General features: G+C 70.9%; 19 protein-coding genes. 8 read left to right on the plus strand and 11 right to left on the minus strand.

The genetic code is table 11. The features are described from left to right. Positions 1-4 precede the first annotated feature (4 nt). The 3 genes from MMSR116_RS26200 (at position 5) to MMSR116_RS26210 (ending at position 2695) form a co-directional block, all read left to right on the plus strand. A complete protein-coding gene (locus MMSR116_RS26200; RefSeq protein ID WP_010685402.1) occupies positions 5-895 on the plus strand; it encodes a hypothetical protein in 891 nt (296 codons plus the stop codon). Further along, complete coding sequence (locus MMSR116_RS26205) at positions 871-1413, plus strand: hypothetical protein (RefSeq protein ID WP_158169139.1); 543 nt, start codon at positions 871-873, stop codon at positions 1411-1413. The genes MMSR116_RS26200 and MMSR116_RS26205 overlap by 25 nt, the downstream gene beginning before the upstream one ends. Before the next feature lie 289 nt (positions 1414-1702). Beyond that, complete coding sequence (locus tag MMSR116_RS26210; RefSeq protein ID WP_010685400.1) at positions 1703-2695, plus strand: catalase family peroxidase; 993 nt, start codon at positions 1703-1705, stop codon at positions 2693-2695. An 18-nt stretch (positions 2696-2713) separates the two neighbouring features. Here the strand turns inward: MMSR116_RS26210 and MMSR116_RS26215 are convergent, their stop codons facing one another. From MMSR116_RS26215 to MMSR116_RS26245, 8 genes are all read right to left on the minus strand, one after another. Beyond that, on the minus strand, positions 2714-2974 hold the full coding sequence (locus MMSR116_RS26215; protein WP_244625535.1) for a hypothetical protein: 261 nt from the start codon (positions 2972-2974) through the stop codon (positions 2714-2716). 103 nt (positions 2975-3077) lie between these two features. Further along, on the minus strand, positions 3078-3719 hold the full coding sequence (cysC, locus tag MMSR116_RS26220; RefSeq protein WP_039893983.1) for an adenylyl-sulfate kinase: 642 nt from the start codon (positions 3717-3719) through the stop codon (positions 3078-3080). A gap of 72 nt (positions 3720-3791) precedes the next feature. After that, positions 3792-4913 carry a hypothetical protein gene (locus MMSR116_RS26225; RefSeq protein WP_010685397.1) on the minus strand — a complete coding sequence of 374 codons (1122 nt, stop codon included), beginning with the start codon at positions 4911-4913 and terminating at the stop codon, positions 3792-3794. A gap of 381 nt (positions 4914-5294) precedes the next feature. After that, complete coding sequence (gene metW / locus MMSR116_RS26230) at positions 5295-5981, minus strand: methionine biosynthesis protein MetW (RefSeq protein ID WP_010685396.1); 687 nt, start codon at positions 5979-5981, stop codon at positions 5295-5297. A gap of 8 nt (positions 5982-5989) precedes the next feature. Next, positions 5990-7195, minus strand: a complete 1206-nt coding sequence (gene metX / locus MMSR116_RS26235) for a homoserine O-acetyltransferase MetX (RefSeq protein ID WP_010685395.1) — start codon at positions 7193-7195, stop codon at positions 5990-5992. A 184-nt stretch (positions 7196-7379) separates the two neighbouring features. Further along, positions 7380-7559, minus strand: coding sequence for a hypothetical protein (locus tag MMSR116_RS26240; protein ID WP_010685394.1), 180 nt, complete (start codon positions 7557-7559; stop codon positions 7380-7382). Positions 7560-7639: 80 nt separating this feature from the next. Next, positions 7640-7807 (minus strand): hypothetical protein, encoded by a 168-nt coding sequence (locus tag MMSR116_RS31480; protein WP_191991843.1) that lies wholly within the window; start codon positions 7805-7807, stop codon positions 7640-7642. A 133-nt stretch (positions 7808-7940) separates the two neighbouring features. After that, complete coding sequence (locus MMSR116_RS26245) at positions 7941-8237, minus strand: DUF1488 family protein (protein WP_010685393.1); 297 nt, start codon at positions 8235-8237, stop codon at positions 7941-7943. Positions 8238-8425: 188 nt separating this feature from the next. On the opposite strand from MMSR116_RS26245, the gene MMSR116_RS26250 reads away from it, so the two are divergent. Together MMSR116_RS26250 and MMSR116_RS26255 are read left to right on the plus strand one after the other, a co-directional pair. Beyond that, complete coding sequence (locus MMSR116_RS26250; protein WP_010685392.1) at positions 8426-9541, plus strand: pyridoxal phosphate-dependent aminotransferase; 1116 nt, start codon at positions 8426-8428, stop codon at positions 9539-9541. Further along, positions 9534-10475, plus strand: a complete 942-nt coding sequence (locus tag MMSR116_RS26255) for a prephenate/arogenate dehydrogenase family protein (RefSeq protein ID WP_010685391.1) — start codon at positions 9534-9536, stop codon at positions 10473-10475. The genes MMSR116_RS26250 and MMSR116_RS26255 overlap by 8 nt, the downstream gene beginning before the upstream one ends. A 135-nt stretch (positions 10476-10610) precedes the next feature. Here MMSR116_RS26255 and msrA read toward each other — a convergent pair whose 3' ends face one another. Continuing rightward, positions 10611-11327 carry a peptide-methionine (S)-S-oxide reductase MsrA gene (gene msrA, locus MMSR116_RS26260; protein WP_010685390.1) on the minus strand — a complete coding sequence of 239 codons (717 nt, stop codon included), beginning with the start codon at positions 11325-11327 and terminating at the stop codon, positions 10611-10613. 164 nt (positions 11328-11491) lie between these two features. Between msrA and trpB the strand changes: the two genes are divergently transcribed. Continuing rightward, the gene (trpB, locus tag MMSR116_RS26265; RefSeq protein WP_010685389.1) at positions 11492-12733 is read left to right on the plus strand and encodes a tryptophan synthase subunit beta; all 1242 of its coding nucleotides are present in this window, start codon (positions 11492-11494) and stop codon (positions 12731-12733) included. 152 nt (positions 12734-12885) lie between these two features. On the opposite strand, the gene MMSR116_RS32435 is transcribed toward trpB, so the two are convergent. Further along, entirely contained in the window at positions 12886-13218 is a 333-nt protein-coding gene (locus MMSR116_RS32435) for a helix-hairpin-helix domain-containing protein (protein ID WP_010685388.1), read from the minus strand. A gap of 368 nt (positions 13219-13586) precedes the next feature. Between MMSR116_RS32435 and MMSR116_RS26275 the strand changes: the two genes are divergently transcribed. Both MMSR116_RS26275 and MMSR116_RS26280 read left to right on the plus strand, forming a co-directional pair. After that, positions 13587-15431, plus strand: a complete 1845-nt coding sequence (locus MMSR116_RS26275; RefSeq protein ID WP_010685387.1) for an ABC transporter ATP-binding protein — start codon at positions 13587-13589, stop codon at positions 15429-15431. Positions 15432-15492: 61 nt separating this feature from the next. Beyond that, positions 15493-16404 carry a cell envelope integrity EipB family protein gene (locus MMSR116_RS26280; protein WP_010685386.1) on the plus strand — a complete coding sequence of 304 codons (912 nt, stop codon included), beginning with the start codon at positions 15493-15495 and terminating at the stop codon, positions 16402-16404. Positions 16405-16434: 30 nt separating this feature from the next. Here MMSR116_RS26280 and MMSR116_RS26285 read toward each other — a convergent pair whose 3' ends face one another. After that, on the minus strand, positions 16435-18033 hold the full coding sequence (locus MMSR116_RS26285; protein WP_010685385.1) for a gamma-glutamyltransferase family protein: 1599 nt from the start codon (positions 18031-18033) through the stop codon (positions 16435-16437). Positions 18034-18078: the final 45 nt, after the last annotated feature.

Below are 18078 nucleotides of genomic sequence, written 5' to 3' on the forward strand. Positions count from 1 at the left end.
CGCCATGGCCCGCTCCGTCGCGCGGCGCGGGAGAGGACTGCGCGCCACGATCGCGCTGCTCATCCCGCGCAACCTACCCATTCACGCCGCCAGCTGGATCCTGCTGGTTTTCTCCTGCGGCACGGCGATCTCCGCCGCGCTACAGCGGATGTTGCTGGAACCCGATCCCGGCGCCCAGCGGCTGATCGAGCTCGACCTCGGTGAGCTGTTCGCCACCGCCGCCGTAATCGCGCTCATCCTCACCGCGCCGCGCTCGAGACCGGCCCTGACACCGGTCGATCTCGCCATCCTGGCGGTGTCCGCCCTGGCCTGGACACTCCCCGAGGCGCATGCGGTCTACGCCGGCATGACGCTGGCCGCGGCATGGCTCATCACGCAGCGGTCCCGCGACCGCCTGATGACCGATGTCGCCCAGATCTGGCTGGCCCTGTCCCTCTGCGAGTTGTGGAGCAAACTCGCCTTCAAGCTATTTTACCACGCCATCGAGCCGTTCGAGGTCGCCGTCATGGCCTGGATCGGGCGTCTGGCCTTTCCCAACCTGCACGCGACGGGCGTGTACCTCAGCACCCGTCCTGACTGGACGATCGTCATGCTGGAGGGCTGCTCGGCCTTCCACAACCTGTCGCTGGCCGCCCTGATCTGGCTGTGCGTGCTCAAGATCGCCGGACGACGGGCGGATCCGGGCGCGTTCGGAGCCCTCGCGGTGAGTGCCGTCCTGGTCGTAGCGATCAATATTGCCCGGATCCTGGCCATGCTGCCGTCGCCCGTGGCCTATCACTATTGGCACGATGGGACCGGTTCGGTCCTCGTCGCACTCGCGTCGGCGGCCGCCTCGGTCCTGCCGATCGTCCTGCAGCTCGAGAGAACGCCGTGTCCAGCCACTCCGCGCGCCTGAGGACAGCGGATCGCGCGACTTTGATGGTCCTGTGCCTGCTGCTCCTCGCGTCGGTCTCGGCCCGGATCGTCGCGTACCGATCCGCAGCCTCGGACTCCGATGCCAACACCGTTACGATCGCGCCGGGTGAACGGTTGGCCCTGCCACTCCACCACGCCGGTCGCCGTCTGCTCCGGATCGCCGCGTGCCCGACACCCGTGCTGGTCGATTTCGTCGAGCCATCGCCGCACGGCAGAGACACGTCCCTGATGGCCTCGCCCGATCCGAGCGACCGCACCACCTTCGTCTATCGCGGCTGGACGCTGGCCGGGCCTCGCGCCGTGATGAAGCTGAGCATGCTGTACTTCATGTACCGGGCGGGCGCCGTCCTCGGCGTCAGCGGGCCTTTCGCCGGGGACGAGCGGGCCGTGAAGCTCGTCGTTCCAGGGACGTGCGACGCAGCGCCGGGCGCAATCCTGTCCGCCCTGTACGACGATCTGCAGCCCTTGCTCCAAGGTCGCGGCACCGGTGCGCCGTGATCGGTCTCCGACAAAGGGTGGCGTGTCGGGGGTGGCGGCCGGATCGGCCAACGCTCCTGCTGCCATGACGGCTGCGGGCCCGCCGGGACAGCCGTTCCTCGGCTTGCACCCGCAGGAGCGACCGCAGGCACCTTCACACGGGCGACGCGCGCGGAAAAATCCCGGCCGGACGTAACCGCCGCCCGTCGACGGCGAAGCTTCGGGTTGTGCGCGTTGTGTCGGCCTCACTAGAAGGTGGGTTGATCGACCTCGTCCCGTTCATGGGACTGGCGCAGCCGAGAGGATCCACATGCTGTTGACGCGATTTGGGTGCGCCGTGACGCTGAGCGCCACCCTGGCCCTGGCGGCCGGAGTTCCGGCCGCGGCCCAGGAGGCCTCCACGGCGGAGCAGACCATCGACGTGATGAACACGCTGTTCGGCAAGCATCCGGGGGCGCGCGCCAACCATGCCAAGGGCGTGGTCGCCGAGGGCAGCTTCACCCCGTCGGCGGAGGCTGCCCGGATCAGCAAGGCCTCCCTGTTCAAAGGCCCCGCAGTGCCCGTGACGATCCGGTTCTCGGACGCCACCGGCGTGCCGACGATCCCGGATGGTTCGGCCAATGCTAATCCGCACGGGATGGCGCTGAAGTTCAAGCTCAGCGACGGCTCGGACATGGATGTCGTCACCAACGCGCTGAAATACTTCCCGGTCGCCACCGGCGAAGAGTTCCGCGACCTCCTGAAGGCGGTCGCCGACAGCGGCCCGAACGCGGCCCACCCGACCGCTCTGGAGCGCTTCGCCTCGGCCCATCCGGCCGCCGCCACGGCGGGCGGCACGGCCAAGACTCCGTCGAGCCTCGCCCGGCAGACCTATAACGGCGTCAACGCCTTCATTTTCGTGGATGCGGCGGGCAAGCGTCAACCGTTCCGCTTCCGGATCGAGCCGGTGCAGGGCGAGGAGATCCTGTCGTCCGAGGACGCGGCCAAACGCGATCCGAACTACCTGATGACCGAGATCGGCCCACGCATTGCGAAGGAGCCGGCCAAGTTCCGCATCCTGGCGCAGCTCGCTGAGCCGGGCGATCCGACCAATGACGCCACCAAGCCCTGGCCGGACGACCGCAAAACTATCGATCTCGGCACGCTAACGGTGAGCAAGGCGGTTCCGGACAGCGCCGAGGCCGAGAAAGCCCTGTTGTTCATGCCGAACAACCTGACCGACGGTATCGAGGTGTCGGATGACCCGCTGATCGACGCCCGCGTCCAGGCCTACGCGGTCTCGTTCAGCCGGCGCTCGCAGTAGCGCGGCCAGTCGGGCGTCTCAGCGGGTGATGCCGGCCGCCGGGGCGGAGGACGGCTTCGCGTCGCCGGTCCGCGCCTGGCCGTCGCCGGTGCGGGCCCCGTCCCTGACGGCTCCCGTACCGGTCAGGCCACCCGCTCCCACGCTGGTGGTCGATGCGCCGTCATTTTTGCGGGCACCGGTCGACGGCGCCTTTCCCTTGCCGTCCGTCGCGTCCGCGGCCCCGGTCGCGCAGGTCAGGAGCGCCGCCGCGAACAGGATCGTGCGATGGGATTGCCTCACGGGACCTCCACGGTTCATGCCGAGCCCCGCCTTGCTGGGCCCCTCGGACCAACCGGGTGCGCTCGGGCGCGTTCCCCCGCGATGTCGGCCGCGACCCGGGCGTCTATCGCCGTTGTGCGGCCGCCTCGCCTCCGCGGCTGAGCCGCAGGAGCAGGGTGCTCAGGCGGTACGCACAGGCTTCCGTACTGCAATCCTCCGTGGCGATCGTCAGGTCCGGGCTTTCCGGTGCCTCGTAGGGGGCCGAGACTCCGGTGAATCCCGGGATCCGGCCGGCGCGGGCCAGCCGATACAGCCCCTTCTGGTCGCGCGCCTCGCACAGGCCGAGCGGCGTGTCGACGAACACCTCCAAGAACGGGATGTCGCCGGCGATCCGCCGGGCGACCGCCCGGTCGGCGCGGTAGGGTGAGATCAGCGACACGATCACCACCGAGCCCGACTCCGCCATCAGCCGCGCCACCTCGGCGGTGCGCCGGACATTCTCCGACCGGTCCGCGTGGGTGAAGGTCAGGTCGGCGTTGAGGCCGTGGCGCAGGTTGTCACCGTCGAGGACGGCGCTGTGCCGGCCGTTCGCGACAAGCGTCCGGTCGGCCGCGACCGCGATGGTCGACTTCCCGGCCCCCGACAAGCCCGTCAGCCAGGCGATCACCGGCCTCTGGCCGAGACGCACCCAACGCTCCTCCCGGGGCTGAAGGCTGTGCCATGTGACGCCGGTCGGGATCTTCGGTACGGCACCCGCATCCACCATCTGAGGCTCAGGCCGCGCAAGCCGGCCCTGTTCGGAAAAGCATCGCATCGTCAACGCCTTGCCCTCCTCGCCCTAGGGCACGCGCCAGACCGGCAGGCCGACCGCATCGCCGAGGCGCTCCTTGGCCTCCTCCAGGGCGTGGGCCGCACGGCGCCGCCAGGCGGGGGGCGCCCGGAAGGCGGCGTATGCCGTCGCCGCCGCCACCAGAGCGTCGACGGTCGCCTCCGTCTCCGGTGCGATCGGCCCCGCGGCGAGTTCGTTCGGAGGCGCGGCGGGGCCCGCCTCCACGACCGCGTCCCAGGAACGGCCCCAGCACGAGGCTGCGAAGCGCGCGTTCGAGTCCGCGTAGCGCGCGGCGACCTCCGCCAGCCCGTCCGGGGCATCGCCGCGGAACCGCTCGCCGTCGAGTCCCCGCGCCCAGGCCCAGTCGTCGAGGAAATGGCCGAGCCGGCGCGGATGCCCCGCGACCTGACGGTGAACCCCGAGCCGGTACAGCCGGCGCGCGGCCTCGACCGCCACGGGGCCCGAGCTGCGGTTCGTGCGGTACTCGAGATCGGCTGGGCCGAGCAGCCGCGCTAGGCGCTCGCCGAGCCCGAGATCGTCGATCAGGCGCTTGAGCAGCGGCGCGTCGGAGGCCCGGTCCCGGAAGGGCACGGCCACGACCCGACCTGCCGCGGCCCGCCGCCAGGGTTCCAGCCGGGCCGCGTAATCGTAGCGTCCGGAAGCGCCCTCGCCCCGCAGGAAGCCGCGGAAGGTGCGGCCCTCGACGACCACCTGCGTCCGCAGGGCGTAGGCCGAGGCCAGTTGCTCGACCTGCGGCTTGACCACGAGCACGGCCTCCATGGCGAATCCGTGCCGCGCGAAGATCGCGTGCAGGGTGTCGGGCACGCGCCAGTAGGGCCGCTGCACGGAGAAATCCTCGTAGGACAGGAGGACCGTATCCGCCCCGGTGGTGCCGAGGATCGCGTCGAGGCAGGCGAGGGCATCCCGGCGCTCGACCGTGGGGCGTCGCCGGTCGAGCGCCTGGCCGAGCCGGAAATGGTTGACGTCCTCGTGCCCCGGAGCTCCGGGAGACGCCAGCGTCGGGTAGCAGATCCCGACCGAATCGAGCCGCGGCCTCAGACGGGCCAGAACCTCCTGGAAGGACGTCGAGCCGGTTCGCGGCATACCGATATGGACGATGGCCCGTCGCACCTGTGCTGTCGACCTCGCTGGACTTCGTGATTGCGGCAAGATCTCAGCCCAGCAGAACGCAGTCCACGACCCCTCCGTGGACGCATATGCCTCGGGCAAGACTCAGCCAAATCCGTAATCACGGTCCGATCACGGCGACGCGATCAGAAATAGCCAAGCTCCGTTTCTGCTCTATTTCAGGATATGTGCGGGAATGCGGAGCGGCGCGGCGGGCTCTCGGGCCGGTGACCGGGTCAGACTCCGCTGCGCCGGCGCGGGCCTGGGATGCGTTCCACGTCGCAGTGCGACGCGCGCTCCCCGATGCGGGGAGCGCGCCTGGGCAGGCCGCGTCCGCCGCATCTGCCTCCGGACGCGCGCTGTGCGGGTCCCGCCTCGCCCGTCTTAGTTCTCGCTGCCCTCGCGCCGGAGCAGGAACACCCCCTGGGCGCCGAACAGGTTCCAGACCCACCAGGGCATCGAGAACCGCATCGGCCGGCCGCGGGCGTCGAGCGCCGTGGCGTGTTCGATGCGGGCGCCGATCAGGCGGCAGAGGCCGACGAAGTCGCGGATCGTGCAATGGTGGATGTTAGGTGTCTCCCACCACGCATCCGGCATGATCTCGGTGATCGGCATCCGCCCGCGGAAGGCCAGCTCGGAGCGCACCCGCCAATGCCCGAAATTCGGGAATGAGATGATTACCTGCCGCCCGATGCGCAACAGGTGTTCCAGCACGATCCGGGGGTTGCGGGTTGCCTGGATGGTCTGGGACAGGACCACCACGTCGAAGGCCCCGTCCGGGTAATTGGCGAGGTCGGTGTCAGCGTCGCCCTGAATCACCGAGAGGCCCCGGGCGAGGCAGGCATTGACCCCTTCGCGGGATAATTCGATCCCGCGCCCGTCGATGCCGCGGCGGTCGCGCAGCAGGGCCAGCAGCGAGCCGTCACCGCAGCCGATGTCGAGGACCCGGGCACCCGCCGGGACGAGGCCCAGCACGACGAGGTGATCGACGCGGGCGCCGTTCTCCTCGGCCGTGTGGGGGAGGGCGTCAGCGCTCTCCCAGGGCGCCCCGTGGGCGGTTTTGCCCAGCATCGAGCCGCTCACAGGCCGCGTGCCCGTGCCGCGGCGTCGATGAAACCGCGGGCCGCAGAGAACATCGCCGGCTCGTCGAGCAGGAAAGCGTCGTGGCCCTTGTCGCTCTCGACCTCCACGAAGGCCACCGGCGCCGCGGCCGCGTTGAGAGCGTGCACGATCGCCCGGGAATCGCGCGTCGGGAACAGCCAGTCCGACGTGAACGAAATCACGCAGAAGCGGGTCTTCGTACCCCGGAAGGCGTTGGCGAGCACGCCGCCATGGTCCTCGGCGAGGTCGAAATAGTCCATCGCTCGGGTCAGGTAGAGGTAGGCGTTGGCGTCGAACCGCTCGACGAAGCTCAGGCCCTGGTGGCGCAGGTAGCTCTCGATCTGAAAATCCGCGTTGAACGAGAAAGTCGGCGCCGTGCCGTCCTGGAAACGCCGGCCGAACTTCCGGTGCAGAGCGGGCTCCGACAGATAGGTGATGTGCGCGCCCATCCGGGCGACGCCGAGCCCCTTGGCGGGACGCGTGCCGGCCTCGAGGTAGCGCCCGTCCGCCCAGGCGGGATCCGCCATGATCGCCTGCCGGCCGACCTCGTGGAACGCGATGTTCTGCGCGGAATGGCGGGCGCCGGTGGCGATCGGCATCGCGGCGAAGACGCGCTCAGGATAGAGCGCCGCCCATTGCAGCACTTGCATCCCGCCCATCGAGCCGCCGATGCACAGGAACAGGTCCCGGATACCGAGATGCTCGAGCAGCATCGCCTGGGCCCGGACCATGTCGCGGATCGTCACCAGCGGGAAGTTCAGTCCGTAGGGTCGCCCCGACGCCGGGTCGATCGAGGCCGGGCCGGTGGAGCCCATACAGGAGCCGATGACGTTCGAGCAGACCACGAAGTAGCGGTCCGTATCGATCGGCTTGCCGGGGCCGACCAGGGTCTCCCACCAGCCGGGCTTGCCGGTGACCGGATGGGTGTGGGCGAAGTACTGGTCGCCGGTGAGCGCGTGGCAGATCAGCACCGCGTTCGAGCGCGCGGCGTTGAGGGTGCCGGCGGTCTGGTAGGCGATCTGGAAGGGGGCGAGTTCGACCCCTGCATCCGTGAGGAGCGGCGTGTCGGCGGCGAAGTGGGCGACCGGGCTCTTCGGGTCGAGCGCCTGCGAGCGCTCGGGCACAGTCCGGGCGGGCGCGTCGGTCGGGTCCGGCCGAAGGGCCGTGTCCGGTTGGGTGTCCATGGCGGGTCGTGACGACCGTGTATCCGATCGGAGCCGAACCGGGAGAGAAGGGAGGTCGCGTGACGCGCCGCACTCGCCCGACGCGGTCAGCGTCCGCGGAGGTAATGCGCGGGGCGCCGAGCGTCAACGCGCCACGTCCGCGGCTTCGTGAAGGAGGGACCTTTCCGCGCCGGCCCCGACCCGCTCACGCCAGCGGTGCGGCCATCACGGCAAGACCCAGCGCCGGAAGGCCGAGGGCGAGGGCTGCGCGGGCATCGAGCCGATCGGCGCGCACACCGCCACGCCAATGCCGGCTCGCCGCACTCTCGATGACCATGCCGGTCAGGACGAGTCCGCAGCCGATGAGGGCCTGTATCGAAACCATAAACACCTCATCCAACCGGCCGCGTCGCCTGCGCAGCACCCGATCCGGCTGGGGAAATCCGTCCGGTGCCGGACGGTTCCTCAGCGGATCGCGGCCGCGCAGGCGACGAAGACCAGGGCTGCGCCGGCCGCCGTGATGCAGCCGTTCATCCACGGGGCAGCCTCGACGCGCCGGAGGCGGCAATCCGCGGCGACCGAGGTGAGGATCCCGGTCAAGAACAGGCTGCAGAGGATCAGGTCACCGGGCATCGTCGATCCGCCAACGAGGATTCTGGGCGCGGCACGCCCGACGCGCCCCTTCTCCGGACTCAACAGGCCGAAACGTGGCGAGTGCCCCGCGGCATTTGCGCGTCACCGTTTTGCCGCTGAGAGATCCTGCTGGTCAGAGCTTGGCTGGGGCTGGCCGCGTGTCGAAATCCTCCGGCCCCATGTCCAGCAGGTCGTTTGGCGTCTCGGTCCGGTCGTAGGCTTGGCTCGCCGCGGCCTCGATCACCGCTTGGTTGCGGGCGAACAGCTCCAGGGGCGCGAGTTCGGCCCCGCCGCCGAAGTGCTGGCGCAGCACGGGGATCGGAACGTCGATGCCGATCACCCGCTGGCCGTCGGTCATGGCGAAGCGGATCAGGGATTCGTTGGCGGGCAGGATGTGGGCGCCGCCGTCCAGATAGCGTTCGAGGGGCATGGGATCGTCCTCCGCAGTGAGGTGGGACGGGGAAGAAGTAGGGCGGCGCGGTCGCGCGGGGATGGATCGGGCGGACCGCTTCGCGGCGGATCCGCCGGCGCGTCCGGAGGGCCCGGGTTCACCGGCAAAGGAAATGCTGTAGACGGGCGCGAGAATCCTCAAACCCGCCCATCCCGAGTCGCCCGCCCATGTCCGCCCCCCGACCCGCCCGTCCGGAACCGCGTCCCGGCGTCCTGGCGATCGACACCTACGTGCCCGGCAAGAGCGGGCGGCCCGGCGGCGGCAAGGTCTACAAGCTCTCGTCCAACGAGACGCCCCTCGGCCCCAGCCCGGCGGCGCTCGCGGCCCTCCACGAAGCCACTGCCAAGCTGGAGACCTACCCGGACGGGCGCGCCACGGTGCTGCGAACCGCCATCGCGAAGCGATACGGGCTCGATCCTGAGCGGATCGTCTGCGGGGCTGGCTCGGACGAGCTGCTCTCGCTGCTGGCTTACGCGTATGGCGGCCCGGGCACCGAGGGGATCTACTCGGAGCACGGATTCCTGGTCTACCGGATCGCCATCCTGGCCTCCGGCGGCGAGCCCGTGGTGGCGCCCGAACGCGATCTCACCGTCGATGTCGACGCGATCCTGGCCCGGGTCACGGACCGGACCCGGATCGTCTACGTCACCAACCCCAACAACCCGACCGGCACCTACCTGCCCTTCGACGAGATCCGCCGCCTGCATGCCGGCCTGCCGCCGCACGTGCTGCTGGTGATCGACGGCGCCTACGCGGAGTACGTCCGGGCGAACGACTACTCGGCCGGGCTCGAACTCGCCCTTGAGGCCGAGAACGTCGTGATGACCCGCACCTTCTCGAAGATCCACGGGCTCGCCGCGGTCCGGATCGGCTGGATGGTGGCACCGTCACACGTGGCCGACGCGGTCAACCGCATTCGCGGCCCCTTCAACGTCTCGGGACCGGCGATCGCCGCGGGCTCGGCGGCCATCGCCGACGAGGCCCACATGGCGGCGGCCGCCGCCCACAATGCCGAGTGGCTGCCGAAGCTCACCGAGGGCGCGCGCGCCCTGGGCCTGACCGTGACGCCGAGCGTCGCGAACTTCCTGCTGATCCACTTCCCCGACGCCCCCGGCCGCTCGGCGGCCGACGCGGACGCGTTCCTCACGGAGCGCGGCCTGATCACACGCCGCGTGACCGCCTACGGCCTGCCCGACGCCCTGCGGGTGACGGTGGCCGGGGCGGAGGCCAACACGGCCTTCCTGGCAGCCCTCGGCGACTTCGTGCGGGGCCAGCATGCCTGAGACGATCCCGGCGGAGCCCGCCCTCGGCCGCCTCGCCATCGTGGGCCTCGGCCTGATCGGGTCCTCGATCGCCCGCGCGGCGCGCCGCTACGGCCTCGCCCGCACGATCGTGGCGGTGGACCGAGATCCGGCCGTGCGCGAGCGGGTGCGCGAGCTCGGCATCGCCGACGTGGTCACGGGGGATCCGGCGGAGGGCGCGGCCGACACCGACTTGGTGATCCTCTGCGTGCCGGTCGGCGCCATCGGTGCGGCAGCGGCCGAGATGGCGCCGCATCTCAAGCCCGGCGCCATCGTGTCGGATGTCGGCTCGGTGAAGGGCGCCGTCGTGGCGGCGGTCCGGCCGCACCTGCCCGAGGGCGTCGCACTGGTCCCCGGCCACCCGATCGCCGGCACCGAGTTCTCGGGGCCGGATGCGGGCTTCGCGACCCTGTTCAACGGCCGCTGGTGCATCCTCACGCCGCCGGAGGGCACGGATCCGGCGGCTGTCGAGCGGGTCCGGGCGCTGTGGGAGGGCATGGGCGCCAACGTGGAGACGATGAGCGCCGAGCACCACGACCACGTGCTGGCGATCACCAGCCACCTGCCGCACCTGATCGCCTACAACATCGTCGGCACGGCCGCCGACCTCGAATCAGCCACGCAATCCGAAGTCATCAAGTTCTCGGCGAGCGGATTTCGCGACTTCACCCGCATTGCCGCCTCGGACCCGACGATGTGGCGCGACATCTTCCTCAACAACCGCGACGCGGTGTTGGAGATGCTCGGGCGGTTCAACGAGGATCTCTCGGCCCTCGCCAAAGCGGTGCGCTGGGGCGACGGCGACGCGCTGCACGCGATGTTCACCCGCACCCGGGCGATCCGGCGCAGCATCGTGGCCCTGGGCCAGGAGACCGCGGCTCCCGATTTCGGCCGTCCGCGGCCGCCGGAAGAGTAGGGGAGTCTGGACGGCTCGCGGTGATCGCACCGCCGTCGTTGCGAGCGGAGCGAAGCGATCCAGGGTGGCGCCACGCTCAGGGATGTCGCGCTGCCCCGCGTCGCTTCGCAGCGCTCGTGATGACGGAGCGGACCCTCACGCCGGGGGACGGTTGACCAGGACCGGCTGCGGCGCCGTGCGCTCCGGGAAGAGCGTGCGCAGCGCCTCCAGCTTCGGCGCGTCGTTGACGGTGATGTACGGGTGCCCCGGGTGGAGCGCCATGAAGTCTTGGTGGTAGGCTTCGGCCGGGTAGAAGGCCGCGCCCGGCTCGATCCGGGTGGCGATCGGCCGCGCATAGGCCTTGGCCGCGTCGAGCTGCGCGATATAGGCCTGCGCCACGCCGGCCTGCGCGTCATCCCGCGGGAACAGGGCCGAGCGGTACTGGCTCCCGGAATCGGGTCCCTGGCGATCCACCTGGGTCGGGTCGAGGGCTACGGAGAAGAAGATCCGCAGGAGCTCATCGTAGCGGATCAAAGCCGGATCGTAGGTGACCTTGACGGCCTCGGCATGGCCGGTCCCGCCGCCGCTCACCGCCCGGTAATCGGCGTCTGCGCGGGTGCCGCCGGCGTAGCCCGATACCGCGCTGCTCACGCCGCGGACATGCTGGAACACCCCCTGCACCCCCCAGAAGCAGCCGCCGGCGAAGACGGCCACGTGTGGTCCCGGCGCCTCGGCGGAGCGCGTCACCGCCTCCGGCAGACGGCGCGGCGCCTCCTCGGCGAAGGCGGGCAGCCGGGGCAGCAGGAGCGCGCCGGCCAAGCCGAGCCCGAGAGCCGCGCCGAGGAGCGGACGGACCGTATCGCGAAGAGCCATGCAGACCTCCTGTCGGATGCGCCTGCCGGATGCGGCGGCGTGCGCTGACAGCCTGTTCGTCCTGAGGGCCGATCCGGTTACGCGGGCGGCTGGCCGCATTGCGGCGGCGGCCGCATGGGTCTAGGCACCCGGCAAACGATCGACCTTCGCGCAGGACCCGTCCCGTGACCATCGCCCCCGAGCCCAACTCTTTCCGCACCGGCCCCGACGAGCGCGGCCGCTTCGGCATCTTCGGTGGCCGATTCGTCGCCGAGACGCTGATGCCGCTGATCCTTGAGCTGGAGGCGGCCTACGACGCGGCCAAGACCGACCCAAGCTTCCAGGCCGAGATGGAGTCCTACGGCACCCACTATATCGGCCGGCCGAGCCCGCTCTACTACGCCGAGCGCCTCACCGAGCACCTGCGCGCCAAGGCTCCGGCGGGGCAGGGTGCCAAGGTCTATTTCAAGCGCGAGGAGCTGAACCATACCGGTTCCCACAAGGTGAACAACGTGCTGGGTCAGATCCTGCTGGCCCGCCGCATGGGCAAGCCGCGGATCATCGCCGAGACCGGCGCCGGCCAGCACGGCGTCGCCACCGCGACCCTCTGCGCGCGCTTCGGCCTCAAGTGTGTCGTCTACATGGGCGCGGTCGACGTCGCCCGGCAGGCGCCCAACGTCTTCCGCATGAAGATGCTCGGCGCCGAGGTGATCCCGGTGGAATCCGGCACCAAGACCCTCAAGGACGCCATGAACGAGGCGCTGCGCGACTGGGTCACCAACGTCGCCGACACGTTCTACTGCATCGGCACGGTGGCGGGCCCGCATCCGTATCCGGCAATGGTCCGCGACTTCCAGTCGGTGATCGGCCGCGAGACCCGCGAGCAGATGATCGCCCAGGAGGGCCGCATCCCGGACTCCCTCGTCGCCTGCATCGGCGGCGGCTCGAACGCCATGGGGCTGTTCCACCCGTTCCTGGACGACCGCGAGGTCGAGATCTTCGGCGTCGAGGCGGCGGGCCACGGTGTGCAGTCGGGCCTGCACGCGGCCTCGCTCACCGGCGGCAAGCCGGGCGTGCTGCACGGCAACCGCACCTACCTGCTGATGGACGGGGACGGGCAGATCGCTGACGCCCACTCGATCTCGGCGGGCCTCGACTACCCGGGCATCGGCCCCGAGCACGCGTGGCTGCACGAGATGGGCCGGGTCACCTACCTGTCGGCGACCGACACCGAGACCCTAGAGGCGTTCAAGCTCTGCTCGATGCTGGAGGGGATCATCCCCGCCCTGGAGCCGGCCCACGCCCTGTCCAAGGTCCTGGAACTCGCGCCGCAGCGCCCGGCCGATCACCTGATGGTGATGAACATGTCGGGCCGCGGCGACAAGGACATCCCGCAGGTGGCGGAGATCTTCGGGACCAGGCTCTGAAGGGGCGCATGTCAGCCTTCGGCCTGGATCTTGTCCCGCGCCGCGGAGACCAGGACGGCTGACCGCGTGAGCCCGCGCGCCCGCGCCGCGAAATCGATCTCGGTCGGGGCGCGGCATCCGCGATACAATGATCTGCAGGGGCCGCCGCTGCCTCACCGCACCGTCACCTGATCCTTGATCCGCTGGTAGACCGCCCGGCTGAGCACGCGTTTCGACAGCAACTGGTCCACCGAGGTGTAGGGGCGCTTGGCGACGATCGCTCGGCCGATGGTGCCGCCACCCCGCAGGCGGTTGAGATCCGCCACCGAGGCGGTGTTCAGGTCGACCACCGCCAGCGCCCGGGGTCCGGCACCGTCCTCGGCCCGCTCGACCTCGGCCTGACCTGCGGCCTCCTGGCCTTGCGGTTGAGGCTGTGCCTGTGCCTGTGTCTGCGCGTCCTGCTGCGCGGCCGGATCCGACGGGAAGGCGAGGGCATCGGAGGGCATCCGGTGCGGGGCTGCTTGCGTCGTCGCGCCAGTCCCGGAAGGCGCGGCCGGCTCCCGGGAACGCTCGGCCGGCACGGGCGACGAGGGCGGCGGCGCCGGCTGGACGACGGGCGGCGGCTCGTTCACTTGAGAGGGAGCGGGCGGCGGTGCCGATTGGGTCCCGAGCCCGGGTCCCGCGGACGGCAACAGGAACTGCACCACCGCGGCGAGTATGCCAGCGATAATGAGTAAGACCGAAACTCTCAGAATTGCAGGGCCGCTGAGCACACACCACTCGACGAGATCTAAGCCTCTATAATGCTACAGCTTATGCTTTCTCTGCACGCCGGCCAACCGGGCGTCGATCGGCGGCGCGGAATCGTCCGGGGATGACCGAGCGCACGTCGCGCCTCGCCGGGCGCTTCGGCGCACTGCGCTACCTGCCCGTCCTGTTCCGCGAGATCGCCGCGGCGAGTCCGCGCCTGCTCGCCGCGAGCCTCGCCTTGCGGCTCGTCGCGGCCTGCCTGCCGGTCCTGTCCCTGTATCTCGCCAAGCTGATCCTCGACGGGATTGTCGCCGAGCACGCCCGGCCAGCGCCGGAGATGAGCCTGTCCCAGTGGCTCGCCGATCCCGCCCGGGCGCGGCTCGCCGGCTTGGTGGCGGCCGAGTTCGGCCTCGCCCTGGTCTCGGATCTCGCCGGCCGGCTCACGAGCCTCGTCGAGACCCTGATCGGCGACCGCTACGCCAACGCGGCCTCCCTGCGGCTGATGGCGCATGCCGCCGCCCTCGACCTCGCGCAGTTCGAGGACAGTGCCCAGCAGGATCGCCTTGAGCGCGCGCGCCGGCAGGTCAGCGGCCGCACCGGCCTCATCGGGACGGTGCTCTGGCAGGTCCAGGCTCTGCTGACCCTCGTCTCCCTGGCGGCGGGCGTGGCGGCCTTCACGCCCTGGCTCATCGTCCTGATCGCCGTGGCCCTGGTGCCGGCGGTGCTGAACGAGTGGCACTTCACCGCGGCCGGTTACCGGCTGGCTTGGTTGCGCAGCCCCGAGCGGCGCAGGCTCGACTACCTGCGCTATCTCGGCGCCAGCGTGGAGACTGCCAAGGAGGTCAAGCTCTTCGGCCTCTCGGGCTACGTCACCGACCTCTACGCGACGGTGGCGCGCCGGCTGCTGGCCGAGAACCGGAGGCTCGCCACCGCCCGCGCCGGCTGGGGCTTCGCCTTCGCGGGCCTCGGGACGCTCGCCTACTACGCCGCCTACGCGGTGATCGTCTGGCGGACGGTGGCGGGATCTTTCTCGGTGGGCGACCTCGCCTTCCTGGCCGGCGCCTTCCAGCGCCTGCACAGCGGCATCAGGGAGATGCTCCTCGGGCTCACCCAGATCACCGGCCAGGCCCAGTACCTCGACGACTTCTACGCGTTCTTCGAGATACGGCCGCAGATCGTCGCGCCCGCGCGTCCCGTCCCGGTGCCGGTGCCGATCCGCGAGGGGCTGGTCTTCGAGGATGTCGGATACCGCTATCCCGGCACGGAGATCTGGGCGCTGCGGAGCCTCTCCTTCACCGTCCGCGCCGGGGAGACGGTGGCGCTGGTCGGCGGCAACGGCGCCGGCAAGACCACGATCGTCAAGCTGATGACCCGTCTCTACGACCCGCACGAGGGCCGTGTTCTCCTCGACGGCATGCCGCTCACCGCCTACGACCTCGAGGATCTGCGCGCGCGGATCGGGGCAATCTTCCAGGACTTCGTCCGCTTCGATCTCACCGCCGGGGAGAACGTCGCGGTCGGCCGTATCGAGGCCGCGGCGGATGAGGATCGCATCGCGGCCGCGGCCGCCCGGGGCCTCGCCGCCCCGGTGATTGAGCGCCTGCCCGAGGGTTATGCCCAGCCGCTCGGCAAGCGCTTCGCGGGCGGCCTCGACCTCTCCGGAGGCGAGTGGCAGAAGGTCGCGCTGTCCCGCGCCTACATGCGCGAAGCTGAGATCCTGATCCTCGACGAGCCCACCGCCGCCCTCGACGCCCGGGCCGAACACGACGTCTTCGCGCGCTTCCGCGAATTGTCGGCTGGCCGCACCGCGGTGCTGATCTCGCACCGCTTCTCCACGGTGCGCATGGCCGACCGGATCCTGGTCCTGGAGGGCGGCCGGGTGCTGGAATCGGGCAGCCACACGGCCCTGATGGCGCGGAGCGGGCGCTATGCCGAGTTGTTCACCCTGCAGGCCGAGGGCTACCGGTGATCGCGAGGTTTGCCCGATTTGCCCAGCCTGCTATCTGCGGCGGGCTGAACCGAGGTCCTCCATGCGCCTGCGCCTCTCCCGACTGCTGACGGCCGGCCTTCTCGTCTCCGCCTGGAGCGCGCAGGCGGCCCCGCCCGCGGCGCCCGAGCCTGAGGCCAAGCCGCAGGCTCCCGCCACCGAACCCGCCATCGTGCTGGCCAACCACCGCGCGGTCTACGACCTGTCGCTCGCCGAGGGCGGCGGCACCCGTTCGGTGGAGAGCGCCCGGGGCCGCATCGTCGTCGATTTCCGGGGTGATGCCTGCCGGGGCTACACGATGCTGACCCGTCAGGTGACGGAACTGGCCTCGGGCGAGACCGGCACGCGCCTGTCCGACATGCGCAGCACCACCTTCGAGGGCGGGCAGGGCCGCGAGTTCCGGTTCAAGACGACGACGCTCACCAACAACCAGCCCGCTGCCCCCGTGGACGGGACCGCCACCGAGCAGGGCGACAGCCTGACGGTGAAGCTGAAGGGTCCCGGTAAGCCGCTGACCGTCGCGGGGCCGGTCCTGTTCCCCAGCGAGCACATGCGCCGCCTGATCGAGACCGCGCGGGCCGGCCAGCCGACGCTGTCGGTGAAGGTGTTCGACGGCTCGGACGACGGCAAGAAGATCTACGACACCTTCGCGGTGATCGGCCACACGGAGACGGGGCCGGCACCCGCCTCCGGCTCGACCCGCGACAAGCCCCTGCGCGACGGGGCCCTCGCCGCCATGCCGCACTGGCCCGTGCGCCTGAGCTACTACACGGAGGGCGCCGGGGAGCGGACACCGATCTACACCCTCGGCTTCGACCTCTACGAGAACGGCGTCAGCGGCGCGCTCAAGCTCGATTACGGCGACTTCGCCATCCTGGGCGACATGACCGCCCTCGACATCGACGCGCAGGCGGGGCGGGCTGACAGGGAGGCCGGGAAGGGCTGCACGCCCTGAGAACCAGCCCCCACCCAAGGATACCTGTCTTCAGAGCCCCAGCGCGCCGCCGTCCGAACGCGGATCGTGGGTTGCCTCGATCCGCCCGTTTCCAGGGTGGCGGACCAGCATGCCGGCATGGCCGAGCGAGTCGATGTAGGGACCGCCCAGCTCCTCGATGTCGTGGCCGAGGCGGCCGAGGGCCGCGATACAGGCCGGATCGAACCGGTCCTCCACCTTCACGCTGAGCGAGGGCGCCCCCCAGGTCCGGCCGTAGAGGAGGCGCGGGGCATCGACGGCGTTTGCCACTGCCATCCCGTAGTCGGCGTAGCGGGTGAAGATCTGGGCCTGGAACTGCGGCTGCCCGTCGCCGCCCATGCTGCCGTAGCTCATCACCCGGCCGTCGTCGAAGGCGGCGATGGCGGGGATCAGCGTGTGGAACGGGCGCCGGCCTGGCTCCAGCGGGTTCACGGCCTTCGGATCGAGCGAGAACGACATGCCCCGGTTCTGCCAGCAGATTCCGGTCGCCGGCAGGACCGTGCCGGATCCGTACTCCCAGTAGACCGACTGGATGTAGGAGACCGCGAGGCCGTCCTTGTCGATCGCCCCCATCCAGACCGTGTCGCCGTGGCCCGGATCGGGCAGCGGCACCCGGGCGGCGCGGCCCATATCGACCAGCGCCGCCTCCCGGGCGAGGCGCTCCGGGGTCAGGAAGGCGGCCGGGTCGTGCCGCAGCCGGCCGAAATCGGTGACCACCCGGTCGCGGATCGCGAAGGCCCGCTTCGTCGCCTCGATCAGGCCGTGATAGTGGGCCGTCCCCTCCGGCTCGGCGATGTTGAGCCGGTCGAAGATGCCGAGGATCAGCAGCGCGGCGAGCCCCTGGGTCGGGGGCGGGAAGTTGTAGAGCGTCGTGTCCCGCCGCCGGATCGAGAGCGGCACCCGCTCGGCCGCCGTGAAGGCCTCGAGGTCCGCCCGGGTCACCGGCGCCCCGAGGCGTTCCAGGTCGGCGGCGATCTCCCGGCCGATATCGCCGCGGTAGAAGTCGGCGAGGCCCGCATGGGCGAGCTGCTCCAGGGTGGCGGCGAGCAGCGGCAGGGCGCGGGTCTCGCCCGCCGGATAGGGCTTGCCGTCCTTCAGGAAGGTTCTCGAAAAATTCGGGGCGTCGTGGAGCGTGTCGAGCTCCTGGGGCACGTAGCGCGCCTCCGAGGGCGAGACCGGGACGCCGGCGCGCGCCTGCGCGATCGCGTCGGCGAGCAGCGTCTCCAGGGGCAGGCGCCCGCCGAGCGCTCGGGCGAGCTCCAGGGCGAGGCGCCAGCCGCCCACCGCGCCGGCAACCGTGACCATCGCGTCGGGGCCGCGCGCGGGGATCGCGTCGTAGCCCTTCTCGCGGTAGCGCGGGATCGTGGCGAGGCGCCCGGCCGGTCCGCAGGCCTCGATGCCGCGCACCCGGCCGCCCCGCTCGCGAACCAGCCAGAAGCCGTCGCCGCCGATGCCGTTCATGTGCGGGTAGACCACCGCGATCGAGGCGGCCATCGCGACCATCGCCTCGATGGCGTTGCCACCCTGCGCGAGGACGGTCTGGCCGGCCTGCGCGGCGAGGCTGTGAGGCGCGGCCACGGCGGCTGACGTGAAGACGGGGGTCTCGGGCATCGGCGATCCTGTCGTGTTCCGGACGCAGGGTTAGGCGAGCGTGTG

The organism is Methylobacterium mesophilicum SR1.6/6 (genome assembly GCF_000364445.2).
GTDB lineage: Bacteria > Pseudomonadota > Alphaproteobacteria > Rhizobiales > Beijerinckiaceae > Methylobacterium > Methylobacterium mesophilicum_A.

What these genes read in the sequence shown, in the direction of transcription:
- MMSR116_RS26200 (WP_010685402.1), top strand. Translation starts at nt 5, where the DNA reads ATGGCCCGCTCCGTCGCGCGGCGCGGGAGAGGACTGCGCGCCACGATC.
- MMSR116_RS26210 (WP_010685400.1), top strand. Translation starts at nt 1,703, where the DNA reads ATGCTGTTGACGCGATTTGGGTGCGCCGTGACGCTGAGCGCCACCCTG.
- cysC (WP_039893983.1), bottom strand. Translation starts at nt 3,719, where the DNA reads ATGGTGGATGCGGGTGCCGTACCGAAGATCCCGACCGGCGTCACATGG.
- metW (WP_010685396.1), bottom strand. Translation starts at nt 5,981, where the DNA reads ATGCTGGGCAAAACCGCCCACGGGGCGCCCTGGGAGAGCGCTGACGCC.
- metX (WP_010685395.1), bottom strand. Translation starts at nt 7,195, where the DNA reads ATGGACACCCAACCGGACACGGCCCTTCGGCCGGACCCGACCGACGCG.
- MMSR116_RS26240 (WP_010685394.1), bottom strand. Translation starts at nt 7,559, where the DNA reads ATGGTTTCGATACAGGCCCTCATCGGCTGCGGACTCGTCCTGACCGGC.
- MMSR116_RS31480 (WP_191991843.1), bottom strand. Translation starts at nt 7,807, where the DNA reads ATGCCCGGTGACCTGATCCTCTGCAGCCTGTTCTTGACCGGGATCCTC.
- MMSR116_RS26245 (WP_010685393.1), bottom strand. Translation starts at nt 8,237, where the DNA reads ATGCCCCTCGAACGCTATCTGGACGGCGGCGCCCACATCCTGCCCGCC.
- MMSR116_RS26250 (WP_010685392.1), top strand. Translation starts at nt 8,426, where the DNA reads ATGTCCGCCCCCCGACCCGCCCGTCCGGAACCGCGTCCCGGCGTCCTG.
- MMSR116_RS26255 (WP_010685391.1), top strand. Translation starts at nt 9,534, where the DNA reads ATGCCTGAGACGATCCCGGCGGAGCCCGCCCTCGGCCGCCTCGCCATC.
- msrA (WP_010685390.1), bottom strand. Translation starts at nt 11,327, where the DNA reads ATGGCTCTTCGCGATACGGTCCGTCCGCTCCTCGGCGCGGCTCTCGGG.
- MMSR116_RS32435 (WP_010685388.1), bottom strand. Translation starts at nt 13,218, where the DNA reads ATGCCCTCCGATGCCCTCGCCTTCCCGTCGGATCCGGCCGCGCAGCAG.
- MMSR116_RS26275 (WP_010685387.1), top strand. Translation starts at nt 13,587, where the DNA reads ATGACCGAGCGCACGTCGCGCCTCGCCGGGCGCTTCGGCGCACTGCGC.
- MMSR116_RS26280 (WP_010685386.1), top strand. Translation starts at nt 15,493, where the DNA reads ATGCGCCTGCGCCTCTCCCGACTGCTGACGGCCGGCCTTCTCGTCTCC.
- MMSR116_RS26285 (WP_010685385.1), bottom strand. Translation starts at nt 18,033, where the DNA reads ATGCCCGAGACCCCCGTCTTCACGTCAGCCGCCGTGGCCGCGCCTCAC.